The 25,094-nt window shown below is 62.2% G+C and carries 20 protein-coding genes and 1 pseudogene; 11 read left to right on the forward strand and 10 right to left on the reverse strand.

Translation table 11 applies throughout. The features are described from left to right. Together TX76_RS14210 and TX76_RS14215 are read right to left on the reverse strand one after the other, a co-directional pair. The coding region (locus TX76_RS14210; protein ID WP_195156072.1) for a PIG-L deacetylase family protein at positions 1-233 on the reverse strand (233 nt) is incomplete at its 3' end. Positions 234-314: 81 nt separating this feature from the next. After that, the gene (locus TX76_RS14215) at positions 315-1,523 is read right to left on the reverse strand and encodes an aminotransferase class V-fold PLP-dependent enzyme (protein WP_049903288.1); all 1,209 of its coding nucleotides are present in this window, start codon (positions 1,521-1,523) and stop codon (positions 315-317) included. Between the two features lie 269 nt (positions 1,524-1,792). On the opposite strand from TX76_RS14215, the gene TX76_RS14220 reads away from it, so the two are divergent. From TX76_RS14220 to TX76_RS14250, 7 genes are all read left to right on the forward strand, one after another. Beyond that, positions 1,793-2,707 carry a helix-turn-helix transcriptional regulator gene (locus TX76_RS14220; protein WP_228842385.1) on the forward strand — a complete coding sequence of 305 codons (915 nt, stop codon included), beginning with the start codon at positions 1,793-1,795 and terminating at the stop codon, positions 2,705-2,707. Positions 2,708-2,863: 156 nt separating this feature from the next. Next, positions 2,864-3,466 carry an N-acetylmuramoyl-L-alanine amidase gene (locus TX76_RS14225; RefSeq protein ID WP_049903292.1) on the forward strand — a complete coding sequence of 201 codons (603 nt, stop codon included), beginning with the start codon at positions 2,864-2,866 and terminating at the stop codon, positions 3,464-3,466. A gap of 138 nt (positions 3,467-3,604) precedes the next feature. Continuing rightward, positions 3,605-4,432 (forward strand): SDR family NAD(P)-dependent oxidoreductase, encoded by an 828-nt coding sequence (locus TX76_RS14230; RefSeq protein ID WP_049903294.1) that lies wholly within the window; start codon positions 3,605-3,607, stop codon positions 4,430-4,432. Then, positions 4,429-5,598, forward strand: coding sequence for an anhydro-N-acetylmuramic acid kinase (locus TX76_RS14235; RefSeq protein ID WP_049903297.1), 1,170 nt, complete (start codon positions 4,429-4,431; stop codon positions 5,596-5,598). Before TX76_RS14230 ends, TX76_RS14235 begins: the two co-directional genes overlap by 4 nt. Beyond that, positions 5,595-6,251 carry an HAD family hydrolase gene (locus TX76_RS14240; RefSeq protein WP_049903298.1) on the forward strand — a complete coding sequence of 219 codons (657 nt, stop codon included), beginning with the start codon at positions 5,595-5,597 and terminating at the stop codon, positions 6,249-6,251. The genes TX76_RS14235 and TX76_RS14240 overlap by 4 nt, the downstream gene beginning before the upstream one ends. 90 nt (positions 6,252-6,341) lie before the next feature. Continuing rightward, positions 6,342-7,559: a HEAT repeat domain-containing protein gene (locus TX76_RS14245; protein WP_049903300.1), complete on the forward strand. Its 1,218-nt coding sequence runs from the start codon at positions 6,342-6,344 to the stop codon at positions 7,557-7,559. Between the two features lie 84 nt (positions 7,560-7,643). Next, positions 7,644-7,922, forward strand: coding sequence for a twin-arginine translocation signal domain-containing protein (locus tag TX76_RS14250; RefSeq protein ID WP_154019094.1), 279 nt, complete (start codon positions 7,644-7,646; stop codon positions 7,920-7,922). Between the two features lie 116 nt (positions 7,923-8,038). Here TX76_RS14250 and TX76_RS18370 read toward each other — a convergent pair whose 3' ends face one another. From TX76_RS18370 to TX76_RS14285, 6 genes are all read right to left on the reverse strand, one after another. After that, positions 8,039-9,139: an ABC transporter ATP-binding protein gene (locus TX76_RS18370; protein ID WP_049903301.1), complete on the reverse strand. Its 1,101-nt coding sequence runs from the start codon at positions 9,137-9,139 to the stop codon at positions 8,039-8,041. After that, positions 9,136-10,206: an ABC transporter ATP-binding protein gene (locus tag TX76_RS18375; RefSeq protein ID WP_049903302.1), complete on the reverse strand. Its 1,071-nt coding sequence runs from the start codon at positions 10,204-10,206 to the stop codon at positions 9,136-9,138. Before TX76_RS18375 ends, TX76_RS18370 begins: the two co-directional genes overlap by 4 nt. A gap of 183 nt (positions 10,207-10,389) precedes the next feature. After that, complete coding sequence (locus TX76_RS14265; protein WP_228842387.1) at positions 10,390-11,421, reverse strand: ABC transporter permease; 1,032 nt, start codon at positions 11,419-11,421, stop codon at positions 10,390-10,392. Next, positions 11,408-12,436 carry an ABC transporter permease gene (locus TX76_RS14270; RefSeq protein WP_049903305.1) on the reverse strand — a complete coding sequence of 343 codons (1,029 nt, stop codon included), beginning with the start codon at positions 12,434-12,436 and terminating at the stop codon, positions 11,408-11,410. The genes TX76_RS14265 and TX76_RS14270 overlap by 14 nt, the downstream gene beginning before the upstream one ends. Positions 12,437-13,066: 630 nt before the next feature. Then, positions 13,067-15,055, reverse strand: coding sequence for an ABC transporter substrate-binding protein (locus TX76_RS14280; protein ID WP_079890849.1), 1,989 nt, complete (start codon positions 15,053-15,055; stop codon positions 13,067-13,069). A 141-nt stretch (positions 15,056-15,196) separates the two neighbouring features. After that, the gene (locus tag TX76_RS14285) at positions 15,197-16,372 is read right to left on the reverse strand and encodes an exo-beta-N-acetylmuramidase NamZ family protein (RefSeq protein ID WP_049903308.1); all 1,176 of its coding nucleotides are present in this window, start codon (positions 16,370-16,372) and stop codon (positions 15,197-15,199) included. A 120-nt stretch (positions 16,373-16,492) separates the two neighbouring features. Between TX76_RS14285 and TX76_RS14290 the strand changes: the two genes are divergently transcribed. Further along, complete coding sequence (locus TX76_RS14290) at positions 16,493-17,680, forward strand: hypothetical protein (RefSeq protein WP_049903309.1); 1,188 nt, start codon at positions 16,493-16,495, stop codon at positions 17,678-17,680. On the opposite strand, the gene TX76_RS14295 is transcribed toward TX76_RS14290, so the two are convergent. Beyond that, on the reverse strand, positions 17,671-18,438 hold the full coding sequence (locus TX76_RS14295) for an IclR family transcriptional regulator (protein ID WP_079890850.1): 768 nt from the start codon (positions 18,436-18,438) through the stop codon (positions 17,671-17,673). The genes TX76_RS14290 and TX76_RS14295 overlap by 10 nt on opposite strands. A gap of 1,238 nt (positions 18,439-19,676) precedes the next feature. Between TX76_RS14295 and TX76_RS18380 the strand changes: the two genes are divergently transcribed. After that, positions 19,677-19,958 carry a hypothetical protein gene (locus tag TX76_RS18380; protein ID WP_228842388.1) on the forward strand — a complete coding sequence of 94 codons (282 nt, stop codon included), beginning with the start codon at positions 19,677-19,679 and terminating at the stop codon, positions 19,956-19,958. Positions 19,959-20,037: 79 nt separating this feature from the next. Then, positions 20,038-20,481 (forward strand): annotated as a pseudogene (locus TX76_RS18385) (DEAD/DEAH box helicase); the annotation flags it as partial. A gap of 171 nt (positions 20,482-20,652) precedes the next feature. On the opposite strand, the gene katG reads toward TX76_RS18385, so the two are convergent. Next, positions 20,653-22,797: a catalase/peroxidase HPI gene (gene katG, locus TX76_RS14305; protein ID WP_049903311.1), complete on the reverse strand. Its 2,145-nt coding sequence runs from the start codon at positions 22,795-22,797 to the stop codon at positions 20,653-20,655. Positions 22,798-23,539: 742 nt separating this feature from the next. Between katG and TX76_RS14310 the strand changes: the two genes are divergently transcribed. Next, positions 23,540-24,793, forward strand: a complete 1,254-nt coding sequence (locus TX76_RS14310) for an MFS transporter (protein WP_049903313.1) — start codon at positions 23,540-23,542, stop codon at positions 24,791-24,793. Positions 24,794-25,094 lie beyond the last annotated feature (301 nt).

The raw sequence follows: 25,094 nt of genomic DNA on the forward strand, positions 1-25,094 counted from the left end.
GCGAAGTCGAGGAACTCCACCGCGTCGGCCCCGAGCACCTCGCCGGACGCCCGGGCCTCGCGCTCGCGGACGTCGGCGATCTCGGCCTCGGTGTCGGCCCCGAGACCGCCGTACTCGCCGCGGGTCATGTGGGCGATCGTCACCCTGTCGCCACGGGCCGCGTGCTTCGCGAGCGTTCCGCCACAGAAGATGTCGGCGTCGTCCGGATGGGCGACGATCGCTACCACGTGCATACCAAAGCGTGCGGAAACCGGCCACAAATAGATTGTGATCGATGAAGCGGTGGAAAAACTAGTTCCGGCCGCGGCTCGACGCTACTCGACGTTCGCGACGATGCGATCGATCACGTACTCGGCCTCGCCCTCGTCGAGGCACATCGGATTCACGACGATTTCGCCGTCGGGGAGGTCGTCGGTGCCGACGTACACCCGAGGGTCCTCGTCGCGGAGCGTGCGCGCGAGCTCGGTCGCGTCCATCCCCAGGTCGCTCGCCTCGACGTCGACGACGACCTCCGGGGCGACACTCGTACCGTTGGGGCTCGTCACCCGTACGTCGAGCCCAGTTTCAGTGAGTCGCTCCGCCATCGCCTCAGCAGTATCGATCCAGTTCGCTTCGAGCCGGCCGTGATCCTCCTCGACGAACAGCTCGAGTGCACGGATCGCGCCGACGAGTTCTTCCTTCCCGACCTTCAGCGGCCGGCCGATGCCCTGGCGTGGCACGCCGTCGAGCCGATCGCGGTCGATGAGATCGGTCGGCGGGTCCCAGAGGTCGTTCGCGACGTGCATGTCGAGGTGCTGGGCCGCGATCGATTCGATGTACTCGCGCTTGCCCGCGACGAACCCGGTGGTCTGGGGCCCGCGGATCCCCTTCCCGCCGCTGAACACCACCATGTCCGCGCCCGTCTCGACGAACCGCGAGAGGTTCTCGCGCGGCGGGACCTCGGCCGCAGCGTCCACGATCACCGGCACGTCGTTCTCGTGGGCGATCTCGACGACCGACGCCAGCGATGGCTGGGTGTAGGATTTCTGTATGTAGCCGACGGCGACCGTCTCGTCGGTGATCGCGCGATCGAGCTGCCACGGCTCGACGTCGGTCGCACCGGTGCCGAGGTGGCGGTCGTTGGTACCGACGTCGACGATCGTCGCGCCGGCAGTCCGGAACGCGTGGTCGTAACCCGTCCGGTGAGTGCGGGGCATGACGATCTCGCTCGGCACATCGGACGTGTCCGGGAGGGCGTTCATCACGCCGACGTCGTGGCCCGCGATGGCGGCCGCCGCACACAGCAACAGCCCCGCGCTCGCACCGCTGGTGACGTAGCCCGCCTCCGCATCCGTGACGTCGGCGATCACCGTCGAGGCCCGCGCTTCGAGCTCGCCGATCTCGACGAACTCGTCGGCGGCCCGCCGCATGGCGTCGAGCGCCGCCGGTCGGATACGGCTCCCGCCGATACGGGTCTTCGTCCCCGCTGCGTTCACGACGGGCGTCACGTCCAGCTCGCGGTAAACGGAGTCGCCTTCGTACATCGTCCAACGATGTGCGCCCTCGCTGTCAGTAGTAATAATCATTGTGGTCAGATTGCTTCGGCACTAAACGGGCAAGTCACGCCCATCCCGGCCGCAGTTCTCGACTACTGCGACCGGCAGCGACAAAGCGATACGTCTCCACTACGAGCCGCTCGCTTCATATTTCACGTCTGTCTCTAGTGTTTGTAACCCAAGACGCTAATAGTTCTCACGATAATAGTGGTGATACAATCCGGGTAGATCGCGCTGAAACTGTGGATGGCCGATGTATGCGTCGACAAATTCGGTTACCGGCGACGTTGCGATTCGACCGGCCATATCGTCGTCACCCACCTGGACCGCTTCGGTGCGTTGCAGTCGGCGGTGATCGTCGGCAAAACCCGAACGGGCTAAGCAAGATGCATCATCAACACGAAATCGTCCAGTTCCTGTCCGCATCGCCTCACCGGCTCCGGCTTCTCGAACACTTGCGGGAAAACCCATGTTCGCCTTCCGACATTACCGGGGCGCTCGATCTCTCCCGTCGTAGCGTCCAGCGCAACCTATCGGCGTTGGCCGATCAAAACTGGGTCACGAAGACCGACGGGAGCTATCAGCTCACGACCAGCGGCGCGCTGGTTGCGCTGCAGTACACGACGTTCCTGGAGGTGCTCAAAACGATCGAGCGGTGTGAGCCGTTCCTCGCCCACCTCCCGGATTCAGAGCACGTCCCGGACCTGAGGTGGCTTACCAACGCCGAACTCGTCGTAGTAGATTCGTCCCGTCCGTACGCGCCGATGATGGCATACACGAGCCATCTGTACGAGTGTTCGACCGAAGCGATTCAGGGGACAGTCCCGGTGTTGAGCCGGTTTCATGCGAACGTCCACACGGAGCTACTCGATCGGGGGGTCGAAACGGAGCTCGTTCTCCCGCGAGCGGCGGCCGAACGCGCCGTCGACCTTGAGGCCGCGCTTCATTCTCTCGGGTGTGACCTATACATCCACGATGGGACGATCGAGGTCGGGGTCACGCTCACCGACCACCGGGGGTTCGTAGGTGCCTACGACGACCACGGTCGACTGCGCGCGTGCGTACACGGGACGAACCCCGAACTTCGTGACTGGGCCGCACGATTGTACGAGCGATACCGCGATCGCTCATGCCCGCTCGCGGGCGACCTAACTGGTGAACACGTCCCCTGATGCCGACGCCTCCACAGTAACTCGGTTCCACGGTGCTATCCGATGCTCGCACGGGGTGCTTGATAGGGGTGTGACACTGTTCGTCACACGCGCCGGAAACCAACACGTGTGTCATGAGGTATCGTAAAACATCCGGCCCCGGTAGGAACGTTTGCAATGTCCCGGACCAGACGAGACGCACTGAAGCGTATCGGCACGGTCGGCGCGGCCAGTCTCGGTGGAATCATCGCCGTCTCGGGAAGCGCGGCGGCGAAACCGAGCGTCGACTGGGAACCCGCTCACTCGAGCAACTACGCGAGCGCGGACCGCGGCGCAGGTAAGATCGACTGGATCATCGTCCACACCGTACAAGGCTCGGCCCGCAGCGCGGTCAACTACTTCCAGGACCCCGACGCCAACGTCAGCGCCCACTACACCGTCGCCGAGAATGGACACAGATATCAAAGTGTTAGCGACCTCAACATCGCCTACCACGCCGGGAAGTACGACTACAACGAGTATTCGGTCGGGATCGAACACGGTGGCTACGTCAGCGGCACCTACGAAACCGTGCAGTACCAGTCTTCGGCCAAGATCACCAGTTGGCTTTGCGACCAGTACGGTATCCCGAAACAGCATCCAGCAGACGTCCCGTACGACGCGGCGAATCCGGCCAACGGCGGCGTCATCGGCCACGAACAGGTGCCCGAAGCTACCCACACCGACCCCGGGTCAAACTGGGACTGGAGCTACTACATGGACCTCGTCAGGTCGTACTGATGGCTCACGCGTGAGCGCGCGGTAGGGACCCGCTCGAGAGTGGTCCGGCAACGAGTCCCACAGTCGGCACGCTCATGGGAACGAAACGACGACGAGCAGTTCCCGAACGTATAAGTCATCGCTTTCCTCGTTTTGGGTATGCACGATGGAACGGAGCATGCGGGTGATCTCGCCGGACGAACGGCCGTCGTCACCGGTGGAGCTGCCGGCATCGGCGAGTCGATCGCCAACCTGTTCGCCCGCGAGGGAGCGACGGTTGTCGTCGCGGACGTAGACGAGAAAGGCGGCGAATCGACGGTCGCAGCCATCGAGGACGCCGGCGGCACCGCCGCATTCGTCCCAACCGACGTCACCGACGAACCGCAGGTCCGGAGCCTCGTCGAAACCACGACTGAACGGTTCGGCGGCCCCGACGTGCTCGTGAACAATGCGGGCGGCTCACTCGACGACGACAACCCCCACCAGGTGGACCGCGCGACTTTCGAACGCGTCGTCGAGCTCAACCTCACGGGGACGTTCCTGTGTACACGTGCGGTCCTCCCGCCAATGATAGCGGCCAGCGGGGGCGCGATAGTGCATATCTCCTCGATCAACGCCAACCTGGGCATCGGCCTCGCGGCCTACTCCGCTGCGAAAAGCGGCATCATTGCGCTTTCCCGACTCGTCGCCACCCAGTACGGCTGCCACGGCGTCCGTTCGAACGCATTGTGTCCAGGAACCGTCATTACCGACGCCTCCAGCCCCGCGCTCCGCGAGGGCAGCCCCGTCCGCGAACAGTGGCTCGATCAGTACCCGCTTGGTCGGTTCGGTCGGCCCGACGACGTGGCGGAGGCCGCGCTCTTTCTCGCCACCGAACGCGCCGCGTTCGTCACGGGCACGGAACTCGTCGTCGACGGGGGCTTCACCGCTGGTCCCGACGGAACCTTAGAGCGAGAGATGTACGATATCGGAACCGTCCCGCGATGACGGATCGGTACGCTATCGGATTGATGTCCGGCACCGCCCTCGACGGAATAGACGCCGCGTGCTGTCGGGTGCGCTGTGACGACACTGGTCCACTAGGCTACCAAGTCGCAGTCGAGGCGTTTCACACCGAGCCCTATCCGGCGGCGCTTCGTGCAACCCTCCGCGACCTCTGTGCCACCGAGGGTCGGGTTCCCGCCCTGTGTCGAATGAACGTGGCCCTCGGCGAGGTCTTCGCCGAGGCCGCAGAACGTGTCCGCGAGCGTGCGGGCCTCAGTACCGCGGAGATGACAGTGATCGGCAGCCACGGCCAGACCGTCTGGCACGCACCGGAGCCGAAGCCGGTTCCTGGCGCGGAGCCGGTTCGCGCGACGCTCCAGATCGGCGACGGTGCGGTCGTCGCCGCTCGAACCGACGTTCCAACTGTTTCGGACTTCCGCGCCGGCGACGTGGCCGCCAGCGGGCACGGCGCGCCACTCGCACCGCTGCTCGATGCCACGCAGTTCGCCGGCGATCGGTCGCGTGCGCTGCAGAACGTTGGCGGTATCGGCAACTGCACGCTCGTCCCGCCGGAGCCGACCCTCGACGATCTCGTTGCTTTCGATACTGGCCCGGGCAATGTCGTCATCGACGCTGTGGTCGAGCGGATAACCGACGGGCGACGGACCTACGACGAGGACGGTGAACTCGCTGCCCGAGGCACCGTGGACGACGGTCTCGTCGCACGACTGCTCGACGATGAGTACTTCGGACGAGCGCCGCCAAAAACCACCGGCCGCGAATATTTTGATACGAAATACATCGATCGTTTTCTTAAGGAAGGACGCAATCGAAACCGTTCGGACGTGGACCTCGTCGCCAGCGCGACGGCACTCACCGCCCGTTCTATCGCGGACGCATACGAGCGATTCTGTGACCCGTACCCAGATGAGGTGCTCGTCTCCGGCGGCGGCGCGAAAAATCCCGTGCTGATGGAGATGCTCCGGGCGGCAGTCGATGCTCCGGTCGAGCGACTCGACGCCATCACCGGCTCCATGACCGGCGATCAAAAGGAGGCCGCTCTGTTCGCACTGCTCGCAGTAATGCGACTCGATGGCGTTCCGAACAACGTTCCCGCCGCGACGGGAGCCGACCGACCCGTCGTGATGGGGAAGGTGAGTCGACCGTGACGGTCGAGCTGCTCGTTTCGGATTTCGACGGGACGCTTGCGACACACCGCGGCGGATGGAGCCTGCTGTGGACGCTGTTCGGCACCGCCGACCGCGGTGAGAGCCACACCGCCGCGTTCGATCGGGGCGAGATCACGTACGCCGAGTGGTGCGAACAGGTCGTCAAAGACTGGCAGGCCCGTGGAGTGACCCACGACGACGTGCGCCGGGCACGGGATGCGGTGAAGCCTACCCTCGGCGTCGACGCCCTGCTCGCAACCGCGGCCGAACGCGATGTGCCAGTGGGAGTCCTCAGCAGCGGTCTCACAGACCTCGTCGCCCGTTTCGACGCGCTCGAACGTCAGCCCGCCTTCACCATCGCTAATGAACTGTGCTTTGATGCAGCCGGGGAGATCACGGGCGTGACTGCACGGGTCGGCCCGAACGATAAAGGCGACCTGCTCCGCGAGTGCTGTGCCGAACAGGGCGTCGACACCGCCAACGTAGCGTATGTCGGGGACTCTTATTCCGATCTGGAGGCGTTCGCCACCGCGGGAACGGCGGTTCTCTTCGACCCGTCACCGGCGGTCGGGAGTGAAGCCTTCGAGCACGCAGACCGGATAATCGAGGAGCGCGACCTCGCGCTCGTGGCCGAAGCGGTATTCGGTCGGTGATCCCTGAGTGGGCGTCGGCCGTACCGAGGGGTCGCCGATCGTCGAGTGCTCACCATACTTATTTCTCTGGGCGTGCGTCCCTGACATACGATGGCGAAAGAACCGGGTGAGGATTCACTTGATGCCGACGACTCCGACGGTGAAACCGTCGAGAAGCCGTACTCCGACGCCGCGATTGACGGTAGCGAAGCGGTCGTCGCCACCGGCTCCAAGGGATCTGCATCAGCAGTATCGACGAACGAAATCGGCGATCCGGCCGGGATCATCGCCAGCGACGACACTGGGGTGTCGATCGACGATCGACGGTCGGCCGCGAGCGCGATCGTGGAGCGCGCACTGGCGGGTCACATCCGCACGTCTGAGGCAGTAGCAACGCTCGCCGCGGGTCTCGATGACCCGGTGTCCGAGGCCGTTTCCCTGCGCGCACTCCTCACGATCGCCGAGGAGTGTCCGGGCGCGGTCGATCCGGTGCTTGATGCGGTCGGTCGACGGCTGACGGATGCACCAGTAGTGATACGGCGACACTCCAGCCGGATCGTCGTCGAACGGGCGGATGACGACCCGGCGGCCGTGACCGGACTGGTGTCGCAACTCGTGGAGACGGTCGTCGCGGGACGAGCCGACATCCCCGACGGCGAACGGCCCTCCTACCGGAGGTCTCGCCTCGAACCACGGGCCGTTGTGGACGAGGGGCTCGGACGGCGGGCGGCAGCGGTGCTCGGCGACATCGCACGCACGGAACCCGAGAGCATCGCGCCGGAGATCGGTCGACTCGATCCGGTCTTCGACCCGGACACCGCCTGGAACGTTCGTCTAAGAGAACAGGTTGCGGCGGTCGTCCAATCTGTCGCAATCGCCTGCCCCGAGGCGTCGATGGCACTGGTCCCCTCGCTCGTCGAACTGCTCGAAGCCGAGAACGTACCGGCGTCGGCGCGGGCCGGCGGAGCCGCCGCACTCGCCGCGCTCGCTGAGACGCGCTCCGAACGGGTGGCTGATCGCGTCGGAACGGTAATCCCGGCGCTCGAATCTCTTCTGACCGACGATGACCCAAGTGTGAGGGCCCGGGCCGGGAGTTTGCTTTCCTACGTCGCACAGCACCACCCCGAGGCGGCCGCGCCGCTGACTCACCCGCTGATCGACCGCCTCGACGACGAACCGGTACCGGTGCGCGCAAGCACAGTATGGACGCTCGGGTACGTCGATACCGAACTCGCACGAGAGACGCTTCGGGCGGTCGCGAGCGCCGACCGCGACCCGGACCTACGGGCGCTCGCGGCCGATCGCCTCCGTGCGGCGACGGATGAGTGAGTCCCCGCCGGGACCCTAACGACACCCCACCGTCGGTCGAATCCGGGCGCTGGCTATAAATAGCTCCGCGATAGTACCATCTGTATGAGTGACACTCGCACAAACGATCTCGACGAATCTGGTGATCAAAACACCGTCGTATCGTTCGTGACGTCCGTGCTAGTCGCCGTCCGGCGCTCATTTCTTGCGTTCGTCACCACGATCGGCGTGTTGTTGCTCCTGACAAGCGTGCTCGTCTCGGGGATCGTCGTGTCGAGCGTAGAGTACGGCCTCGTCTCGGCGATGACGTTCATTTGGGGAGTCAGCGCGCTGATCTACGCCGTTCTCGGCAACATCGGTCTTCGCGTGATCGGCTACCGATGAGGACCGACGTCGTCCCTCCGGCTCGCGCGTCACTTGAACGGACCGGCGGGCCCTCTCGATCGGGATCGCCGTTCATCGGCGAAAGCGGCAAGCGCACCAATCGGTAAAAACGCCGGCTATCGGTTCGTTGCGATCCCGTCCATCTCGTCACTGATCTCGTCGCTGTCCCAGTAGGCGTGATCATCCCGCTCGCGGAAGCACGCCGCTCGGTGTCCGTCGCCGAGCAGTTTCGGCTGCTCTCGACGACAGACGTCGCGGGCCTCGAGACAGCGTGTGTGGAACCGACAGCCCGATGGTGGGTCCGCTGGGTCCGGGATATCGATCTTGCGCACCGGTGGATCGCCTATCTCATCGGGCCGATCTAGGTCGGACGTCGCCCATAACAAGACCTTCGTATAGGGATGTTGCGGATCATTGATGACCTGCGTGACCGGGCCGATCTCGACGAGTTCGCCGAGATACATGATTCCGATCCGTCCGCCCGCCCGCTGCGTAATGTACTTTGCGTTCGAAAGGTCGTGTGAGATGAACAGATACGAGGTGTCGAACCGATCCTGTAGCTCGATCATGAGGTCCATCATCTCGACTCGGAGCGAGACGTCTAATGCACTGATCGCCTCGTCGGCAAGGATGAGGTCGGGGTTCATCAACAGCGCGCGGATCAACGCGACACGTTGCTGTTCGCCACCCGAGAGCTGATGGGGGTACCGGGTCGCATAGTCCTCCGCCGGTGTCATCCCGACGTACTCCAAGAAGCCGAGGATTCGCTCCCGTCTGTCGCTGCGGTTCAAATCGGGCTCCCACTTCTTCAACGGGTCCGAGAGAATCGATTCGACGGTGTAGTTCGCGTTGAGCGAGCTTCCCGGATCCTGATGGATCATCTGGAGTGAGCGCCTGATCTCGGCGAACGAAACCGCGTCCGGATCGTCATTGCCCCGGAAGAGCCCGCGGTCGTCTTTGGTCTCCCAGATGTCCTGGCCGCGATACGTGACGCGCCCGCCGGTCGGGCGCTGGACGCCGATGGCGGTCTTGCCGAGGGTCGTCTTCCCGCAACCGGACTCGCCGACGAGCGCGACGACGTCGTTTTCGGGGATTGTGAGCGACACGTCGTCGACGGCGTGGACCGTCTCGGACCCCATCAGGCCGAAGAGCCGCTCGTTGTCGAAGTGCACCTCGACGTTTTCGAGCGCGACGACGTGATCGGCGTTCGAGCTCATGATTGTTCGGTGGTAGCGACGTCGAGGGGTACCCGCTGCCGAGCGTCCTCCCAGTGGTGACACGCCGCGACGTGGTCGTCCCCAACGTCATGGAACGACGGGTTCTCGCTTCGACACTTCGCGTCTGCCAGCGGGCAGCGCGGGTGATAGGAGCACCCTTCCGGAACGTCGACCGGGTCCGGACTGGCCCCTCCGACGGACGTGATGTCCTCCGGCGATGCCTTGAGGTTCGGGACCGAGTTCAACAGTGCACGCGTGTAGGGGTGGGAGGCGTCGGCGAGGAGTTCGCGGGTCGGGCCGATCTCTGCGACCTCGAACGCGTACATCACCGCGAGCCGATCGGCGATGTTGGCCACCAGCGGCATGTCGTGAGTGACGAACACCAGCGTCAGGTCGTACTTGGTTTTGATCTCTTGGAGCAGGCTGACGATCGAACGCTGCATCAACAGATCGAGCGCCGCCGTCGGCTCGTCCATCACCAGCACATCCGGTTCGAGGAGGAGACTGAGTGCGATCAGCGCGCGCTGTTTCATCCCGCCGGAGAGCTCATCAGGGTACGATCCGAATATCAGTTCGGGATCGAGATAGAGGTCCGAAAGGAGGTCACGGACGTGTTCGAGCCCGGCGTCGACGTCACGATCGTGCGCTCGGAGTGTCTCGACGAAGTGTGTCCGGACGTTCATCGTCGGATTGAACGCACTCTGAGCGCCCTGTATAGCGAAGGAGATCTCCTCCCACCAGAGTTCCCTGAGCTCTTGTCGGCCCGCGGTAACGACATCGATCGGTTCGCCATCAGCCGGGTAGTACATCACCGTTCCCGAAACCTGCCCGGGGGCGACAACGGCGTTGAGCAGCGACGAGGCGAGCATCGACTTGCCGCTGCCGCTCTCGCCGACGATCCCGAGGACCTCTTCGCGATAAACGTCGAAGCTGACGTCGTTTACGACCCTCGACTCGCCACGGGCCGTCTCGAAACTCACCGCGATGTCGCGTACTTCGAGGACGACATCGGTCTCGTCGGGGGGTCCGACGTCCGTCCCGCTTCCGTGGTGGATTGATTCGCTCATGTCTGAATCTCGCTTCAGCGTTACTCGACCGTCCCGGTGCCGGAACAATAAACCCGTCGGTGGTTTCGGGGACACCGATCACGGAGCACCGCCGTGGCTCTCGGCGGCCGGCGATATCTCGACGGTCTTGATGGGATAGATTATGAACGATCGGCGAACGGTCGGGGCGGGGGTCGTCCGCGATCAGTCGCCGGCTTCGCTTTTCGGTTCGTCGCTAGCGACAGTTCGCGCGTGCCGGGCGCGAAGCTGGACATTGAACACCCGGTCGAGCCCCTGTGAAGCCAGGATGAACCCGAGCGACAGGACGATGATGGCGACCATCGGGACGAGGATGACGTACAGCTTCGTGGGATCAGTGAGGCTGATATTCTCGTAGGCCTCGTTCAACATCACGCCCCAGTTCAACGTCGTGAACGGCAGGATACCAAGAAAGTACAGCGCGACCGACTCGAAGATGATCCGCCGGGCGCTGTTCGCGAAGTTGATCGAAATGTACGGCATCAGATTGGAGATCACGTCCTTTCGGAGCAGCGTCGCCTCGCTGAGACCCATGATGCGCGAGGCCTCGGTGAACGCCTCCTCCCGGATCGAGAGGACCTGCGAGCGGATTGTGCGCGAGAGCCGCGGCCAGTTGTCGATACCGAGGATAAGACCGACGAGGACCGGATCCTCGGGCCGGTAGATCGCAGCCAGCACGACGATCAACGCGAGACCCGGAATCGTCAGCACGAGGTCGGTGAACCCCATCAACGCCGTGTCCAGTCGTCCCCCTTTGTAGCCAGCGACCGTGCCGATGAGAGTCCCGATGCCGGTCGAGAGAAGCGCACCAGCGAGGATCATCTTCAACATCGACGGCGCGGAGTGGACGACCTGTGCGAACAGGTCCTTCCCGAGACCGCCAGTACCCAGCGGGTACTCCAACGTTCGAAACGGCTGCTGGAAGATCGGTCCCTCCATCGTCTGTGGTGGCTCGACGAGCACGACCCCGACGGTCGCCATCAAAACGAACCCAGCGACGATCGTCCCGCCGATCAGCGTCCGGGTGTCCTCGACGGCCACCGCGAGCGGGGCGTAGACGTGCGCGTCGAGCGCGTGCCTGAGGCGATTGGTCCGAGAACTATCAGTTACTCTGGATGTTCGTGTGAAGAGATCGTCCTCGACCGGCGAGCCGCCGTCGGTTTCGGTGTCGTTGGCGGGACTATCAGTACGACTCACGGTTAGCACCCCCTTCGACCCGTGGGTCGATGATGCCGTAGGTCAGGTCAGCGACGAGAATGCCAAGCAGCGTGATCGCACTGAAAAAGATAAACGCACCCATGAGGAGTGGGTAGTCCCGATCCAACAGCGCGTTGAACGTCACAAACCCCATCGCCCGGTAGTTGAAGATCTGTTCGAGAATGATGCTACTGCCGAACACCGATGCAACCCCCAACATCAACGTGGTGTAGATCGGCAGCAGCGCGTTCCGCCCCACGTACCGGATGGCGATGCGGCCCTGACTCAGTCCACGGAGTCGCGCGAGGCGGAGGTAGCCTTTCCCCATCTCGCGCACACAGTTACCGCGGTACGCCAACGCCCCCCCGAAGCCGGCGACGAAACTCGACAGGACCGGCAACGCCGCGTGCTCGACGACACCGGCGATGAACGGCCAGTTCAGGCCTGGCGCTGTTCCCGGCGTCATCTTTCCCCCCGTCGGGAGCCATTCGAGTTGGAAGGCAAATACAATGAGCACGAGAATCGCCACGATGTAGTACGGCACGGTCTGGGTCAGCGTGCTCACGACGGTCAGACCCGTATCGAAGCTGCTCCCTTCCTTGTACGCCATGATCGCCCCGAGCAGCAGACTGATCGTCGTGCCGAGTGCGAGCCCGTAGACGCTGATGAAGACGGACCACGGCATCGCCTCGAAGAGTACCTCGAAGACGGGTTCTTGGAGCACGATCGAGGTCCCGAAGTCAGCGTGCAACAACACGCCCTCCATGTAGCTGAGATACTGCTGGAACAACGGCGCGTCCGGCTGGATGTTGGTAAGCGTCTCGACTTGCTGGTTGATCTGTTCGATCTGTGCCCGCGAGAGACTCTGCCCGCTCTTTTGATACTCGGATTGCAGCTGGCTTTTCATCTGCTCAACCGGGCCGAACGGCATCAGCCGGTACATCCCGAACGTCACTGTGACCGTCGAGAGGAAAACGACGATCGTTTGAGCGATACGTTTGACGTAGTATGACATAGACGGGAATAAGCAGAAGCGATGGTATAAGTTTACCGGCAAGCATCGCGAGAGGTCGGATCAGGTGAAATCTACACCCCGGTCTCGGAATCGAGTCCGAGCACGGACCATATCCGGTCGGCGATCCTCGGGTTCGTCGGTGCAGATAGGCAAACTCGAAACCCGCCGAACGAAGGCGTCGGGTATAGCTATCGACGGAAACACAAGACGACAACCGTCCCCGATAATCCGAGGAGTACGCCGAGACCCAGCGCATTGAGCAGCCAGACGACGTGCTCCGGGGAGCTTGGATCCGTGACGACCAATCCGGTGATCGACACCGCCAATACGATGGACTCGAGCATGACCATAGCGTAAATGAGGCCGATACTGTTACACAGCTCGTCGAGCACGCCCGAAAGATGTGCTCTCATACGTTCACCTCGAGGAGCACTAGTAAATACTCGACGGTCCCGCAGAGTCTCGGACGATCCGGCCACCGATCATGCAACGGGCGCGAAACGGGGCGAACGAGTGGTCGAAATGCCAGTCGGAACTTTCTCTGGGCCCAGCGACGACAGGGCACCGAACGCCCTTTCGGACGTGTTCACCGACTTCATTCGGCGTGTTCGAAGCGAGTATGTGAACCTGTCACTCCGTTTTGGCGCTGACATGGCCCTGCCACACCTGGATAGCGTCCTCGTTCGGAATGGTGTGTTCGCGTGCGGTCCGATCGGTTTCGGGGTGGTTCTGTTTGAATGTGAACTTGTCCGTTCGGCCCCACGACTGCCAGACTTCCTCGTAGAGGCCGATGTGCGGGACCTGCCAATTGTAGTACCACGAGAGCTTCCGAGCGATTTTTGCGACCTCTTCTTTGTTCTGACCCTGACTCAGCTGCTGGTTCCACTGAAGCGGATAGAGCGTCTGTCCCTCATCCGAAACCGTCTTCGATCCGACTTTCGTCGGGAACTGTGGCCGGATCGGCTGGTTGAGCCGCTGGGTTCGCTTCGCGTTCAGCTTCGGGGGCTCGTCGGTCGACAGACTTCCCTCGACGGCGGGCCGCATCGTGTCGAACCCTGTTGGCGATCCCTCGCCGACGTAGTAGTTGTTCGCCGGATGGAACCCGAAGTGATACCAGTTGAGCAGGTCGAACTCGTAGGACTCGTTGAGACGCTTATAGAAGTTGGCCGAGGAGGGCTGGACGGTCTCGATGCCGAGACCGAAGTCGGTGAGCACCGGACCGAGGTACTGCTGGATGCTCTGGTAGATCGGCCACGGTGGCGTGATGTACGTCAGTCCGTCGACCTTGTTGCCGTCTGGTCCAACCCAGAACTTACCGTTTTTCGAATAGCCCGCGTTCTGCATCGCCTGACGTGCTTTCTCGGGCTGTGAACTGCTGCCGTAGTTCAGGAGTTTGTTTAGGTGGTCGGTGCCGAGCCAGTCTTTGCCGATCTCAGAGGACATCCCGTTGATGTGCGGGTGGCTCTTGTATGGCGTTCCGTGGTTGGCCTTCAGGACCTGTCGCAGCTGGTCGTGGTCGATCAAATGCGCGATCGCCCGGCGGACTCCGCGGCGTCCAAGGTGTTTGTTGCCGAAGTTGATCGTCAGCTTTGGCACACCGGGGAGCCCCATCCGCCAGACGGGCTCGTAGATGTCGGACTCGCTGACGAGATCGAAGTTGATTTCGCCCATGTCGAACTGACCGCTCTTGAATGCCTGGTCGAACTTCTGGTCGCCGCCGACGAGCTCCCAGATCCAGGTGTCGAGGTTCGTCCAGTCGGCCCGCGGATGGTCCCCGTACTTCGTGTAAGTGACGCGCTGTGGGTTCCACTCCTCCGGTTTCCACAGCGAACAGCCGAGACCTTCATCGACGAACTTCTCCATCGAGATCTGGTGTTGGGTCAGGTCCTGGGTGACTGCGTCGATTTCCTCCTGACTCCCGGCCTCCCTGTAGCGTTTGAGCCATCGCCGGTAGTAATCGGCCTTGGTGTACATCGCCTGTACGTGACTGAGGAGCCGGAAGGACGGGTTTATCGGGTTGTCGCGGATCTCCCTGACCGTGTGATCGTCCACCTTTTCGAGCGTCACGTCGGCCTCCTCGAGGGAGCCGAACTGCTGGAACATATCGATCCGGCGCTGAACCAGATAGTCATCCGCGGTGAGGTCCGTTCCGTCCCACCAACTGTATCCGTCGTTGAAACGGAATATGATCTCCTTTCCGTCGTCGTTGAACTCGACGTCCTCGATGGTGTGGTAGGTTATCTGGCCGCTACTGTTCCGGTAGAGGGTCCCCTCGGTCCAGAGGTACGTCGAAAACGGTGGCTGGTTGCCCGTTGGTGAGAAGAAATTGAAGTTCGTATTGCTGGGTTCCCATGCACCGAAGTGGGTCTTGATCTCCGTCGTCACCGGTTTTCCCTGCCCCTGGCCGGATGTCTGACTTCCGCTCCCGGTCGCGTTGCCGGACGAGCCGCCAGTTCCGGTTTCCGCACCGCCACCATTACCCGACGAGTTCGTCCCGCTGTCGCCGCTACATCCAGCGAGACCGCCGATGGACGCGGCAGTCGACAGCTCTAGGACTCGCCGGCGGGAGAAACGATACGAACGATTGCTGTCCGCTTTCGATTTGTTGCCGTCTGCCATGACTCCCGTGGAGTACGACAGGCTCTTAAATCTTGGGGGGACCGGAGTCAGTAGAATCACGCAAATTCACACCCCGCTACTGTCACGATCCCGGCTCGAAGAGAGAGGTTCGAGATCGAGCGTTGACTGTGAGGCAACCGATCAGTCAGTGCCGTACAGGAGATGCTGACTGCGCGTCTCGGTGAACGCTGTCTCGTCGCTTTCCCAGTCGTCCCGGACATCGCCGAGCAGTTCGTGCGGATCGACGTCAGCCCCTCCGGCGTCGATCCTCTTCCGAAGATACTCTCCTCCCGCTAGCTTGTCCACGAAGTAGTCGTCGTCCATCGTCAGCCAGTCGCATTCCGGATACGTAGCGAACGCAGAGGCGAGCATCGTGATCCCCACTGCGACGGGATCGGCGGCGTCGCGATCGAGAATGTGAACGTGCACGCCCTCGATGTCCTTACGCTCGTGTTTCGAGAACGTCGGGGTGAAGTACGCTGGCCGGAACCCGATCCCATCGAGGTCAAGTTCGTTCAGCGACGCGGACCACTCCTCGGCGTCGATCCACGGTGCGCCGACGAGCTCGAAGGGCTTGGTGGTGCCACGACCCTCCGAGAGCGTCGTCCCTTCGAAAAAACAGGTGCCGGGATAGATCGTCGCCGTCGTCAGCGTCGGCATGTTCGGTGAGGGATGGATCCACGGAAGCCCCGTCTCGTCGTACCACTCCCCCCGGGACCACCCCGAGAGTTCGACAACGTCGAGATCGGCACCGATTTCATACTCCGCGTTGAAATATCGGGCGAGTTCGCCGACGGTGAGGCCATGAACGATAGGAAGACCGTAGCCGCCGACGAACGATTCGACATCGCTGCTGATGCGGTTGCCGCGCACGGAGAGTGGGGCGATCGGATTCGGCCGGTCGAGCACCATGATTCGGGTATCCGTTCCCGCAGTTCCCTGCAGCGCGTACGCGAGCGTGTAAATGAGCGTGTAAAACCGCGAGCCGATGTCCTGTAGATCGTACACAACGGTGTCGAGTTCCGCGACCGACGCCGGCCGTAGCTGGCGGTCGTCGCCGTAGAGGCTCTTCACGGGAAGTCCGGTCTGTTCATCGATACTGTCTTCGACCTTCACGCCGGCCTGTTTGCTGCCACGGATCCCATGCTCCGGGCCAAACAGCTGGCGGAGATCAACGTCTTCGGCCGCGTGAAGCAAGTCAGTCGTGGGAGTCAGGTTCGAATCGACGCCGGACGGGTTCGTGATCAGCCCGACGCGTTCGCCCGTGAGCGTGCTATGCTCTCGGTCCATGAGGTTTTCTATGCCAAGACGGACCATACGCTCATTTCTCAGGCCAATCCATATAAGCGTGCGCATCGGCTGCCGTCGATGTGATTTTAGTCATACTGAAATGGGCTGTGACAGAAACTACTTATCTCTCGATGGTGAACATCACGTATGCCTACTGTCTGGACCTATCCGTGGTCTCTGGTTTCCGAAGGCATCGACTCGGCCTGCGATCGTCTGTCGGCCTGCGGGGTTGACGAGCTTCGCGTCGCCAGTCACTACCACTCGATACGCACCCTCGATCCGCGGGCAGACCCTCCCAGCTTCACTGCTTACCCCGGTGGTTGCTACTTCACGCCCGACCCCGAATCGTTCGACACCATCGTTCCGCCGGTCAACGAAATCGCAGAAAGCACGGACCCGCTCGCGGACGTGACGGCAGCGGCCGCCGAACACGGTCTTTCGGTCAATGCGTGGTGTGTCTGCTTGCATAACACCCGCCTCGGCAGCGAATATCCCGAGTACCGTCTGCAGAGTGCGTTCGGTCAACACCACGACCACGCGTTCTGCCCATCATATCCCGAGGTCCGGGAGTACTTCACCTCGGTTGTTCGATCACTCGCGGAGTACGACATCGACGCCATTAACCTCGAATCGCTGGGGTTTCAAACGATTTTCCACGAGCACGGTCCCGAGTTCGGTCACTCGAAACAGCAGGCAGTTGGTGGACGAACCACCGAAATGTTATTTTCGCAGTGTTTCTGTCGGGCTTGCCGCGAGCGTGCTCGTGACCATTCCGTCGACTTCGAGCGTGCACGGAGGCTCGTCCGTGACTGCTGCCGCGAGGCACTCAACAGTACCGAATGGCGGCAATCGCTCGCATCGCTGACCGCCGAATACCCCGTCCTCGCGGAGCTTTTCGATTTCCGCGCAGCCGTCATCGAGGATATGGTTGCCGATCTCGCAGCCGCCAGCGGTGCTGTCAACCTTGACTACTCAGTCGCGGATGGGTTCGGTCGCAGCCCAGGCGATGGCTGGCCGGCAGGCGTCGACCTCGATCGTCTCGAACCCCATCTCGACGCCCTCACTGCGCTCTGTTACGTGAGTGATCCCGAACTGGCCGAGGATCGCGTGCGCGCGTTCGACGAACGCTTCGACCTCCCAGTGAACGCGGGTATCTCCCTCGACCCCGATCTGGTTGGTTCACGGGCGGAATGGGAGACGATCGTCTCTCGGGTCCGCGGGGCAGGGGCCAACGTAGCCGTATACAACTCCGGGTTGATGACCAACGAACACCTGGACTGGCTGCGCGACTCCTTCGGTGCGAATCGGGCAGAGAACCTCGAAGCCTACGAATAAGCCAGCTTCAGCTCGATAACATTCGTCGCATTGTGGAGGGATTCGACGTACTCCCTACTAGTTTCAGTATCGCTGAAACGCTGAACCGGTCCGGATATACCCAGCGCGCCAAGAATTTTCCCCGTCTCGGCCCGCACTGGGGCAGCGATGCAGGCGATGCCATTCACGCGCTCTTCCAGGTCGTATGCGATACCCTGCTCACGAATGGTCTCGATCTCCGCAAACAGCGTTTCCCGGTCAGTAATGGTGTTCTCGGTGCAAGATACGAGCCCGTTCGAATCGACGATCCTCTCGATGTGTTCGTCGGGCAATCCAGCGAGGATACACTTTCCGAGAGCTGTCGTGTGCAAACGAACGCGTTTCCCGACACGGATGTCCAGCGGAACTGCATCAGGTCCGTCGACCGAACAGATATAGACGCCGAATTCGGCCTCTTCGACGACGAGACTCGCGACTTCACCCGTCGTCTCAGCTATGTCTTCGACTTCCGAGTAGCCGACATTGTAGAGCCTCCGACGGCTCCGGGTGTACTCACCGAGGTCGAGGAATCGAAGACTCAGCCGATAGTTGTCGCCCTCGCGCACGACGTACCCGCACTTGATCAGCGTCATGAGGTGGTTGTAAGCGGTACTGTTCGGTAGATTACAGGCCGTTGCGACTTCGGTCAGGCGGGCACCATCAAGCTCACGAAGAGTTTCAACGATAGCGAAGGAACGACGCGTAGACTCGATCGAGCCGGACCAAGAGTCTTCAGTCATCGTTGATTGACATAATATTCGGATCTCGCTACATATACCTGTTTCGAGTGCGCCCTACCCTGTTCGTGACTATTTCAGCTGTGTCGAACCAACGGATGATATTGTTAAATTGACCCTTCCAAGTCGAGTGCTTCGATCGGCGTTTGACTCTGGCACCGCACCAATGGCGGCCGACGCCGACGCTGTCATCACCCTGTTCGGGATGCCCATGCTGTCGAGGATGAGCGCCGAGGCGGCTCAGGGAGCCGCCTCTGGCGCGTTCGTGCGAAGGTCCTGCTCGACGTTCTCGTAGTCCCACGGGTTCTCGCGGGACAAACCGCTCCAGTTTCTCCTGTTTGACATCGACCATACTGGCGATATCTGCTACTGATTTGTTGGTTCCTGGGCGGGTGAGTCCGCGGAAATACCGCATTGCATGACGCCACGTCTGCTGCCAGTTCGGCCAGGAAGAACCGTCCGATCTGGTTGTGAACGACGGCTGGTACTCCGTGAGAAACCGCAGAGCTTCGAGTTGGTTGTGGGCAAAGTGTTTCATTTTCCGGGTAGCTCAACCAGCAAAATCAGTCTGACGATTAAACCTCAGAGTAGTGCTAGACGGTACACACGCCACAAATCAATCATTCGACAGGGGATTGATACCCATTCATCAGTAACAGAGATATGTGTGTTACTCGGTTGAGACGGACTGTCGACTCCTCCACACAGTTTATCATAGCGTTATATTATACCACTCGATCTCTGAGATTGGTTGAGTATATCGAGAACCGACCTCAACGACACTAATAGCTGGATCTGTAATATTCGAGATATTTGCTGCTGTATATGCTATAGTCGAACTTTTTATTTCAAATTCGTGGTTGATCACATCAGATTCCGTAATTTCGATAGCACGTTCTGCATTCGGCATGAGTTTTTAGTTCTATATTTATGGACAAGTAACACTCTCCATAAGTGATTGATAGGAGAGTCTTGAAATTCGATTGGAAGGTGAAGCCGGATCAAGATTAGCAATAATTAGTAATATATCCGATTTTTCCCTGCTATTTTTATAGTATCACATCGAACGTGAAGTGAAACCACCGGACTTCGAATTCTTTCGACGTCGTCCACGGAACATCCTTGAAACCTCCGGGGCCGCGTGGCAGACGATCCGGAACTACCTCGGGATCGCTCCGGGTTCGAGCTTCGAGTTCACGGTCTGGAGCGACGAACCGCTCCCGGAACGGCCGTTCTTCCGCATGGAGATCAAGCAGACGGGCGAGTTCCGCGCCCAGGAACGCTCGCCCGATACGATCGTGCTCAGCAAGTTCCTCCTCTCGGAGGTCTATGACCTGCCAGAGGGCACGCTGACGGAGCTGATGGTACGGAGCGCGTCGTTCCGGCGCGGTAACGACCCTCGACTCCAGCACTTCGTCGGCGTCGAACCGGAATTCGTCCGGGTCGAGTCGTCCCGGAGGTGGCGTGATGCTCGTCAGAGGCGCGAGTTTGGCGACCGAAGAGCCGAAGTACGGGTTCGCTGACCGAGAGGAGTTCAACTACGCTCGGGCCTTCCAGAACCGCGTCGCCGAGTGAGTTCACGAGAGCGATGAGCCGGTCGCAGTGCTCCGAGCGCCCACTGGTGCGGGTAAGACCGCGACGTTCTACGAGCTCATCGACGCCCACGACCTGACGCTCCTTGTCTATCCGACGAACGCCCCGCTCCAACAGCAACGGAACCGCTTCGAGGACGAAGGAGTCAGCGCAAAGCCGCTTTCCGGCGACACGCTGGAGGGACATGGCTACCAGCGTACCGAGAACCTCCTCCAATTCGTGAACAAGTACGCGGCCGACCACGAGGTCGTCGTCACGAACCCGGATATTCTGCAAACCGTCGTACAGAACCTGTACCGAGGTAATCAGGCGATGGAGTTCTTCGACCGGTTCAACGCGATCGTCTACGACGAGTTCCACTTTTACGACGACCTCGCGGCCAGCGGTCTCCTAGTATCGACACAGATCATCGTCGACCGACAGCCGAACGCCCAGATATTGCTCGCGTCGGCGACGCCGAACGAGTCGTTCGTCCGGTCGAACTTTGACCTCCCCGTACGAGACATTTCGGAGACATACGATCCGGACGGCGATCCGTTCCGCCACGACGTAACGATACACAGACGGCGACGACACCCTATCGAGACGCCGCGGAGCGCTATCGATCCGGACCGGGAGTCAGAGTCACTCGAGGTCGAAGCGATCGAGCGTCATCACCTTGTGCCACGCCCCCACGAAGTCGTCCACGAACTCCTCCTCCGCGTCATCGGCTCCGTACACCTCGGCGATGGCTCGGAGTCGAGAGTTCGACCCGAAGACGAGATCGACGCGGGATCCCTTCCGGACGAGGTCGCCCGTTTCGCGGTCGTACCCCTCGAACACGTGCTCGTCCTCCGAGACCGGTTCCCACTCCGTGTCCATGCCGAGCAGGTTCACGAAGAAGTCGTTGGTCAGCGTTCCCGGTCGGTCGGTGAAGACGCCGAGATCGGATCCGTCGTAGTTCGCGTCCAGCGCCCGCATCCCGCCGACGAGCACCGTCATCTCGGGTGCAGTCAGGTTCATGAGGTCCGCCCTGTCGACCAGCATCTCCTCGGCCGGCTGGTCGGCCTCCTCGCCGCGGTAGTTCCGGAACCCGTCCGCCGCCGGCTTGAGCGCCTCGAAGGACTCGACGTCGGTCTGCTCCTGTGAGGCGTCCGTCCGGCCCAGCTCGAACGGGATACTCACGTCGTGGCCGGCCTCGGCTGCCGCCTCCTCGATGGCCGCGTTGCCACCCAGCACGATCAGGTCGGCGAGTGAGACTTTCGTCCCGTCCGAGCGCGAGCTGTTGAACTCCTCGCGGATCTCGTCGAGCGTGTCCAGCACGGTCGTCAGCTCCCCCGACTGGTTGACCTCCCAGTCTCGCTGCGGTCGGAGACGGAGCCGAGCGCCGTTCGCGCCGCCGCGCTTGTCGCTCTTGCGGAACGTCGACGCCGACGCCCAGGCGGTTCTGACCAGTTCGGAGACGGACAGCCCCGAATCGAGGATCTCCTCCTCGAGTGCGGCGATCCCTTCTTCACCGATCAGGCTGTGGTCGACGTCGGGGAGCGGATCCTGCCACAGCATCTCCTCGTCGGGCACTTCGGGACCGAGGAGCCGGGTCGGCGGGCCCATGTCGCGGTGGATCAGTTTGTACCACGCTTTCGCGAACGCCTGCTGGAACTTGCGGGGATCCTCCTGGAAGCGTTCGAGGACCTCTCGATAGTCCGAATCGCGCTTCAGGGCGACGTCCGTCGTCAGCATCATGGGATCGACCGTCGCCGAGGAATCGTGGGCGTCCGGTACGGTGCCCTGAAGCTCCTCGTCGACCGGTCGCCACTGCCATGCACCGCCGGGACCCTTGTGAGCCTCCCACTCGTAGTCGAGCAGATTGTCGATGTACCCCATGTCCCACATGGTCGGCGTACCGTTCCACGGACCCTCGATACCACCGGTGATCGTGTCCTGCCCGCGACCGGATTCGTAGTCGCTCTCCCAGCCGAGGCCCTGTGACTCGATGGGGGCTGCTTCGGGTTCGGGGCCGAGATGCTCGGGGTCGTCGGCACCGTGGACCTTCCCGAACGTGTGTCCACCGGCGATGAGCGCGACCGTCTCCTCGTCGTTCATCGCCATGTGGTCGAACGTCTCGCGGATGTTGTGTGCCGATCCCTCGACGTCGGGCTCACCGTACGGCCCCTCGGGGTTCACGTAGATGAGCCCCATGACGGTGTTGCCGAGCGGGTTCTTGAGGTCGCCGTCCTCCTCGAAGCGTTCGGGGGAGGTCACCTCCATCTCGTCTTCGGGCCCCCAGTCGACCGCCTCGTCGGGCATGTACGCGTCCTCGCGTCCGCCACCGAAGCCGAACGTCTCGAACCCCATCGATTCCAGGGCGACGTTCCCGGTCAGGACGATCAGATCGGCCCACGAGAGGCTCTTGCCGTACTTCTGCTTGACCGGCCAGAGCAGGCGTCGGGCCTTGTCGAGGTTCGCGTTGTCGGGCCAGCTGTTGAGGGGTGCGAACCGCTGTCCGGCGCGGTTCGCGCCACCGCGGCCGTCGGCGACGCGGTACGTGCCGGCGCTGTGCCACGCCATCCGGATCATCAGCGGTCCGTAGTGGCCGTAGTCGGCCGGCCACCACTCCTGGGATGTCGTCAGCACGTCCTCGATGTCCGCCTTCACCTCGTCGAGATCGAGTTTCTCGAACTCCTCTGCGTAGTCGAACTCCTCGTCCATCGGATCGCCCGGGCGAGCGTTCCGGTCGAGGATCTCCAAGCGCAACTGATTCGGCCACCAGTCTTGGTTGGACCTGTCCATGCTCGTCCGATAGTCGCTTTCACAAGTTAAGTTTGTCCATTCCAGTAACGAAGTTTCACCGCAGCCCAAGTAATGTCCTGAATTTGCAAATCCCGCTCCACCGAGCGAAACTCCTCGATCCCCGAGAGCGACGACCACGCACATCGACTCTCAGCGAACCGTCGTGAGCGAGGCACTCTTTCCGACGCGAGGTGTGGTCCGTCGTACGCTACAACGCTAGCGTCCGGTATCAAGTGGTGATGGTGGAACGCAGAGGTGCGATGAACTGTCGAAACTGCGGCCGAGAGCTTCTGGCGGAGCGAGTCACGACGACGTTGCCCGACGGGAGAACGACGCTCCACCAGTGTCCGAACTGTTGGGCATGGACTGAAGACGGATACCCGAAAGTCAGGCGATCCGGTCGATCCCGAGGTCAGTAGAGCGATGGCTCGTCACGATAGACGGGGTTCGCGGACGATGTCGGACCCGACGAGCCCCACAGTAATCGACATCACTACTGCAACGGCATCGCTCCCACGGACGAGGCGGTGTCCACGAGATCACCCCCTCGGAGACGTTCGATCGGCTATATGCCACCAGTCAGTAGTACCGCTCGCCGACATCGGTGTTTCCGATGTCACGACCCCCTCTAGTAAGAACTCGTTCTGTGACCCCGATTCGTCCGTCAGGGCGGTTTTGCTCATCGAAGTCACGACCCACGCCGTAAGGCAATCTTCATCGGACGTGACGCCGGAGCAGTCGTATGTCGCGATCGTTCACCTCACGTCTGGTTTCGGTGTCGAATCCCCGTGAGGTGTGGCTCATCACGGTCGCCCACGCCGTCAACGAGTTCTACAGCGTCGCGCTCCCGCCGATCCTGCCGCTGTTGGTGAACGACTTCGCGATCACCTACGGGGAGGCCGGAGCGCTGCTGACCGTCTTCTTCGCCACCTACTCGATCTTTCAGTTGCCCGCGGGCATGCTCGCGGATCGGATCGGCCAACGGTGGCTCCTCGCGGGCGGGATGATCGTGCTCGCGGCCGGCATCCTCGTCGCGGCGAGCGCACAGGGGTACTGGACCCTCGTCGTCGCCGAGGTGATCGCCGGCATCGGCGGCAGCACCTACCACCCATCGGGGATGTCGATCATCAGCGATCTGGAGAGCGGGGCCACCGAGGGCAAGGCGATGGGCATTCACGGACTCGGCGGGGTCGTCGGCACCGCTCTCGCCCCGGCGCTCGTCGGTGGTCTCGCCGCGCTGTTCGACTGGCGGCTCGCGCTCACGGTCAGCGCGGGCGTCGGGGTCGTCTACGCGGTGGTGTTTCTGGCCGTCTTCCAACCCGAGAGTCGCTCGGACGGCGATGCTCCGGTCGAACCCGACGGCGGAACCGACGAACGGACCGCCTCGCAGACGACCGAGGGGGCCAGCGGACGGCTGGCCGGTCTCGCCGACCTGATCTCGGTGCCGCTCGAACCCTGGGTCGCGGTGCTGTTCCTCGCCAACCTCGCAATCGCCACGGAACTCGGGGCAGTCCGGACGTTCGCGACGTCGTTCCTCGTCGAGCAGGCGGGCACGACCGCCGGCGTCGCCAACGCGATCTTCTTCGTGCTGCTCGTCGGCGCTGGTGTTTCCTCGCTCGCCGCCGGCTCCCTCGCCGATAGCATGGACCGGCGGGCCCTCGGGTTCGGTGCGCTCGCGGTCTCCACAGTTGCATTGGGTCTGACCGCGATCGTTCCGCTGGTCCCGATCGTGCTGTTCGGATGGTTTTTCCTCCTCGGCGTCGCGATGTGGGCCGCCCTGCCCGCGATGAACGCGATCACCTCCCAGTACTCCGAGCGCGGGTTCAGCGGGAGCCTCTTCGGCGTGATGTTGACGGCGGGATCGCTCGGCGGTGCACTCGGACCCCTGCTGTTCGGCGTCGCCGCCGAACGGTTCGGCCTCGGCGCGGCGTTCCCGCTCGTCGCGGTCGTCAGCGCGGGCGGTGCGGTCGCCTTCCTCGGGATGTATCGGATCTGAACGTCTCACAGCCCTCTCCGGTGGAACGGCCGTGACGTCGGGACACGCTCGATCAGGCTCCACGACTACACTCCACACACCGGCCTTCGTCCCCGTGACGGCGGAACCGCGAGGCGATGACCAAATCGAGCAGATTCATCTAACGTGATCCGATTTGCTCTCTCGGCGACACGAACGAGGACGGAGCCACGGTCCGCGATCGCACCGTACGGCTGTACCCACTCCCCGTCGTGTCACGGTATCCAGTCGAGCGGACGCGGGCAGTGGCACCGCCGAAATCGACCTCCAACACACGGAACCG

It is taken from the genome of Halococcus agarilyticus (genome assembly GCF_000334895.1).
GTDB lineage: Archaea > Halobacteriota > Halobacteria > Halobacteriales > Halococcaceae > Halococcus > Halococcus agarilyticus.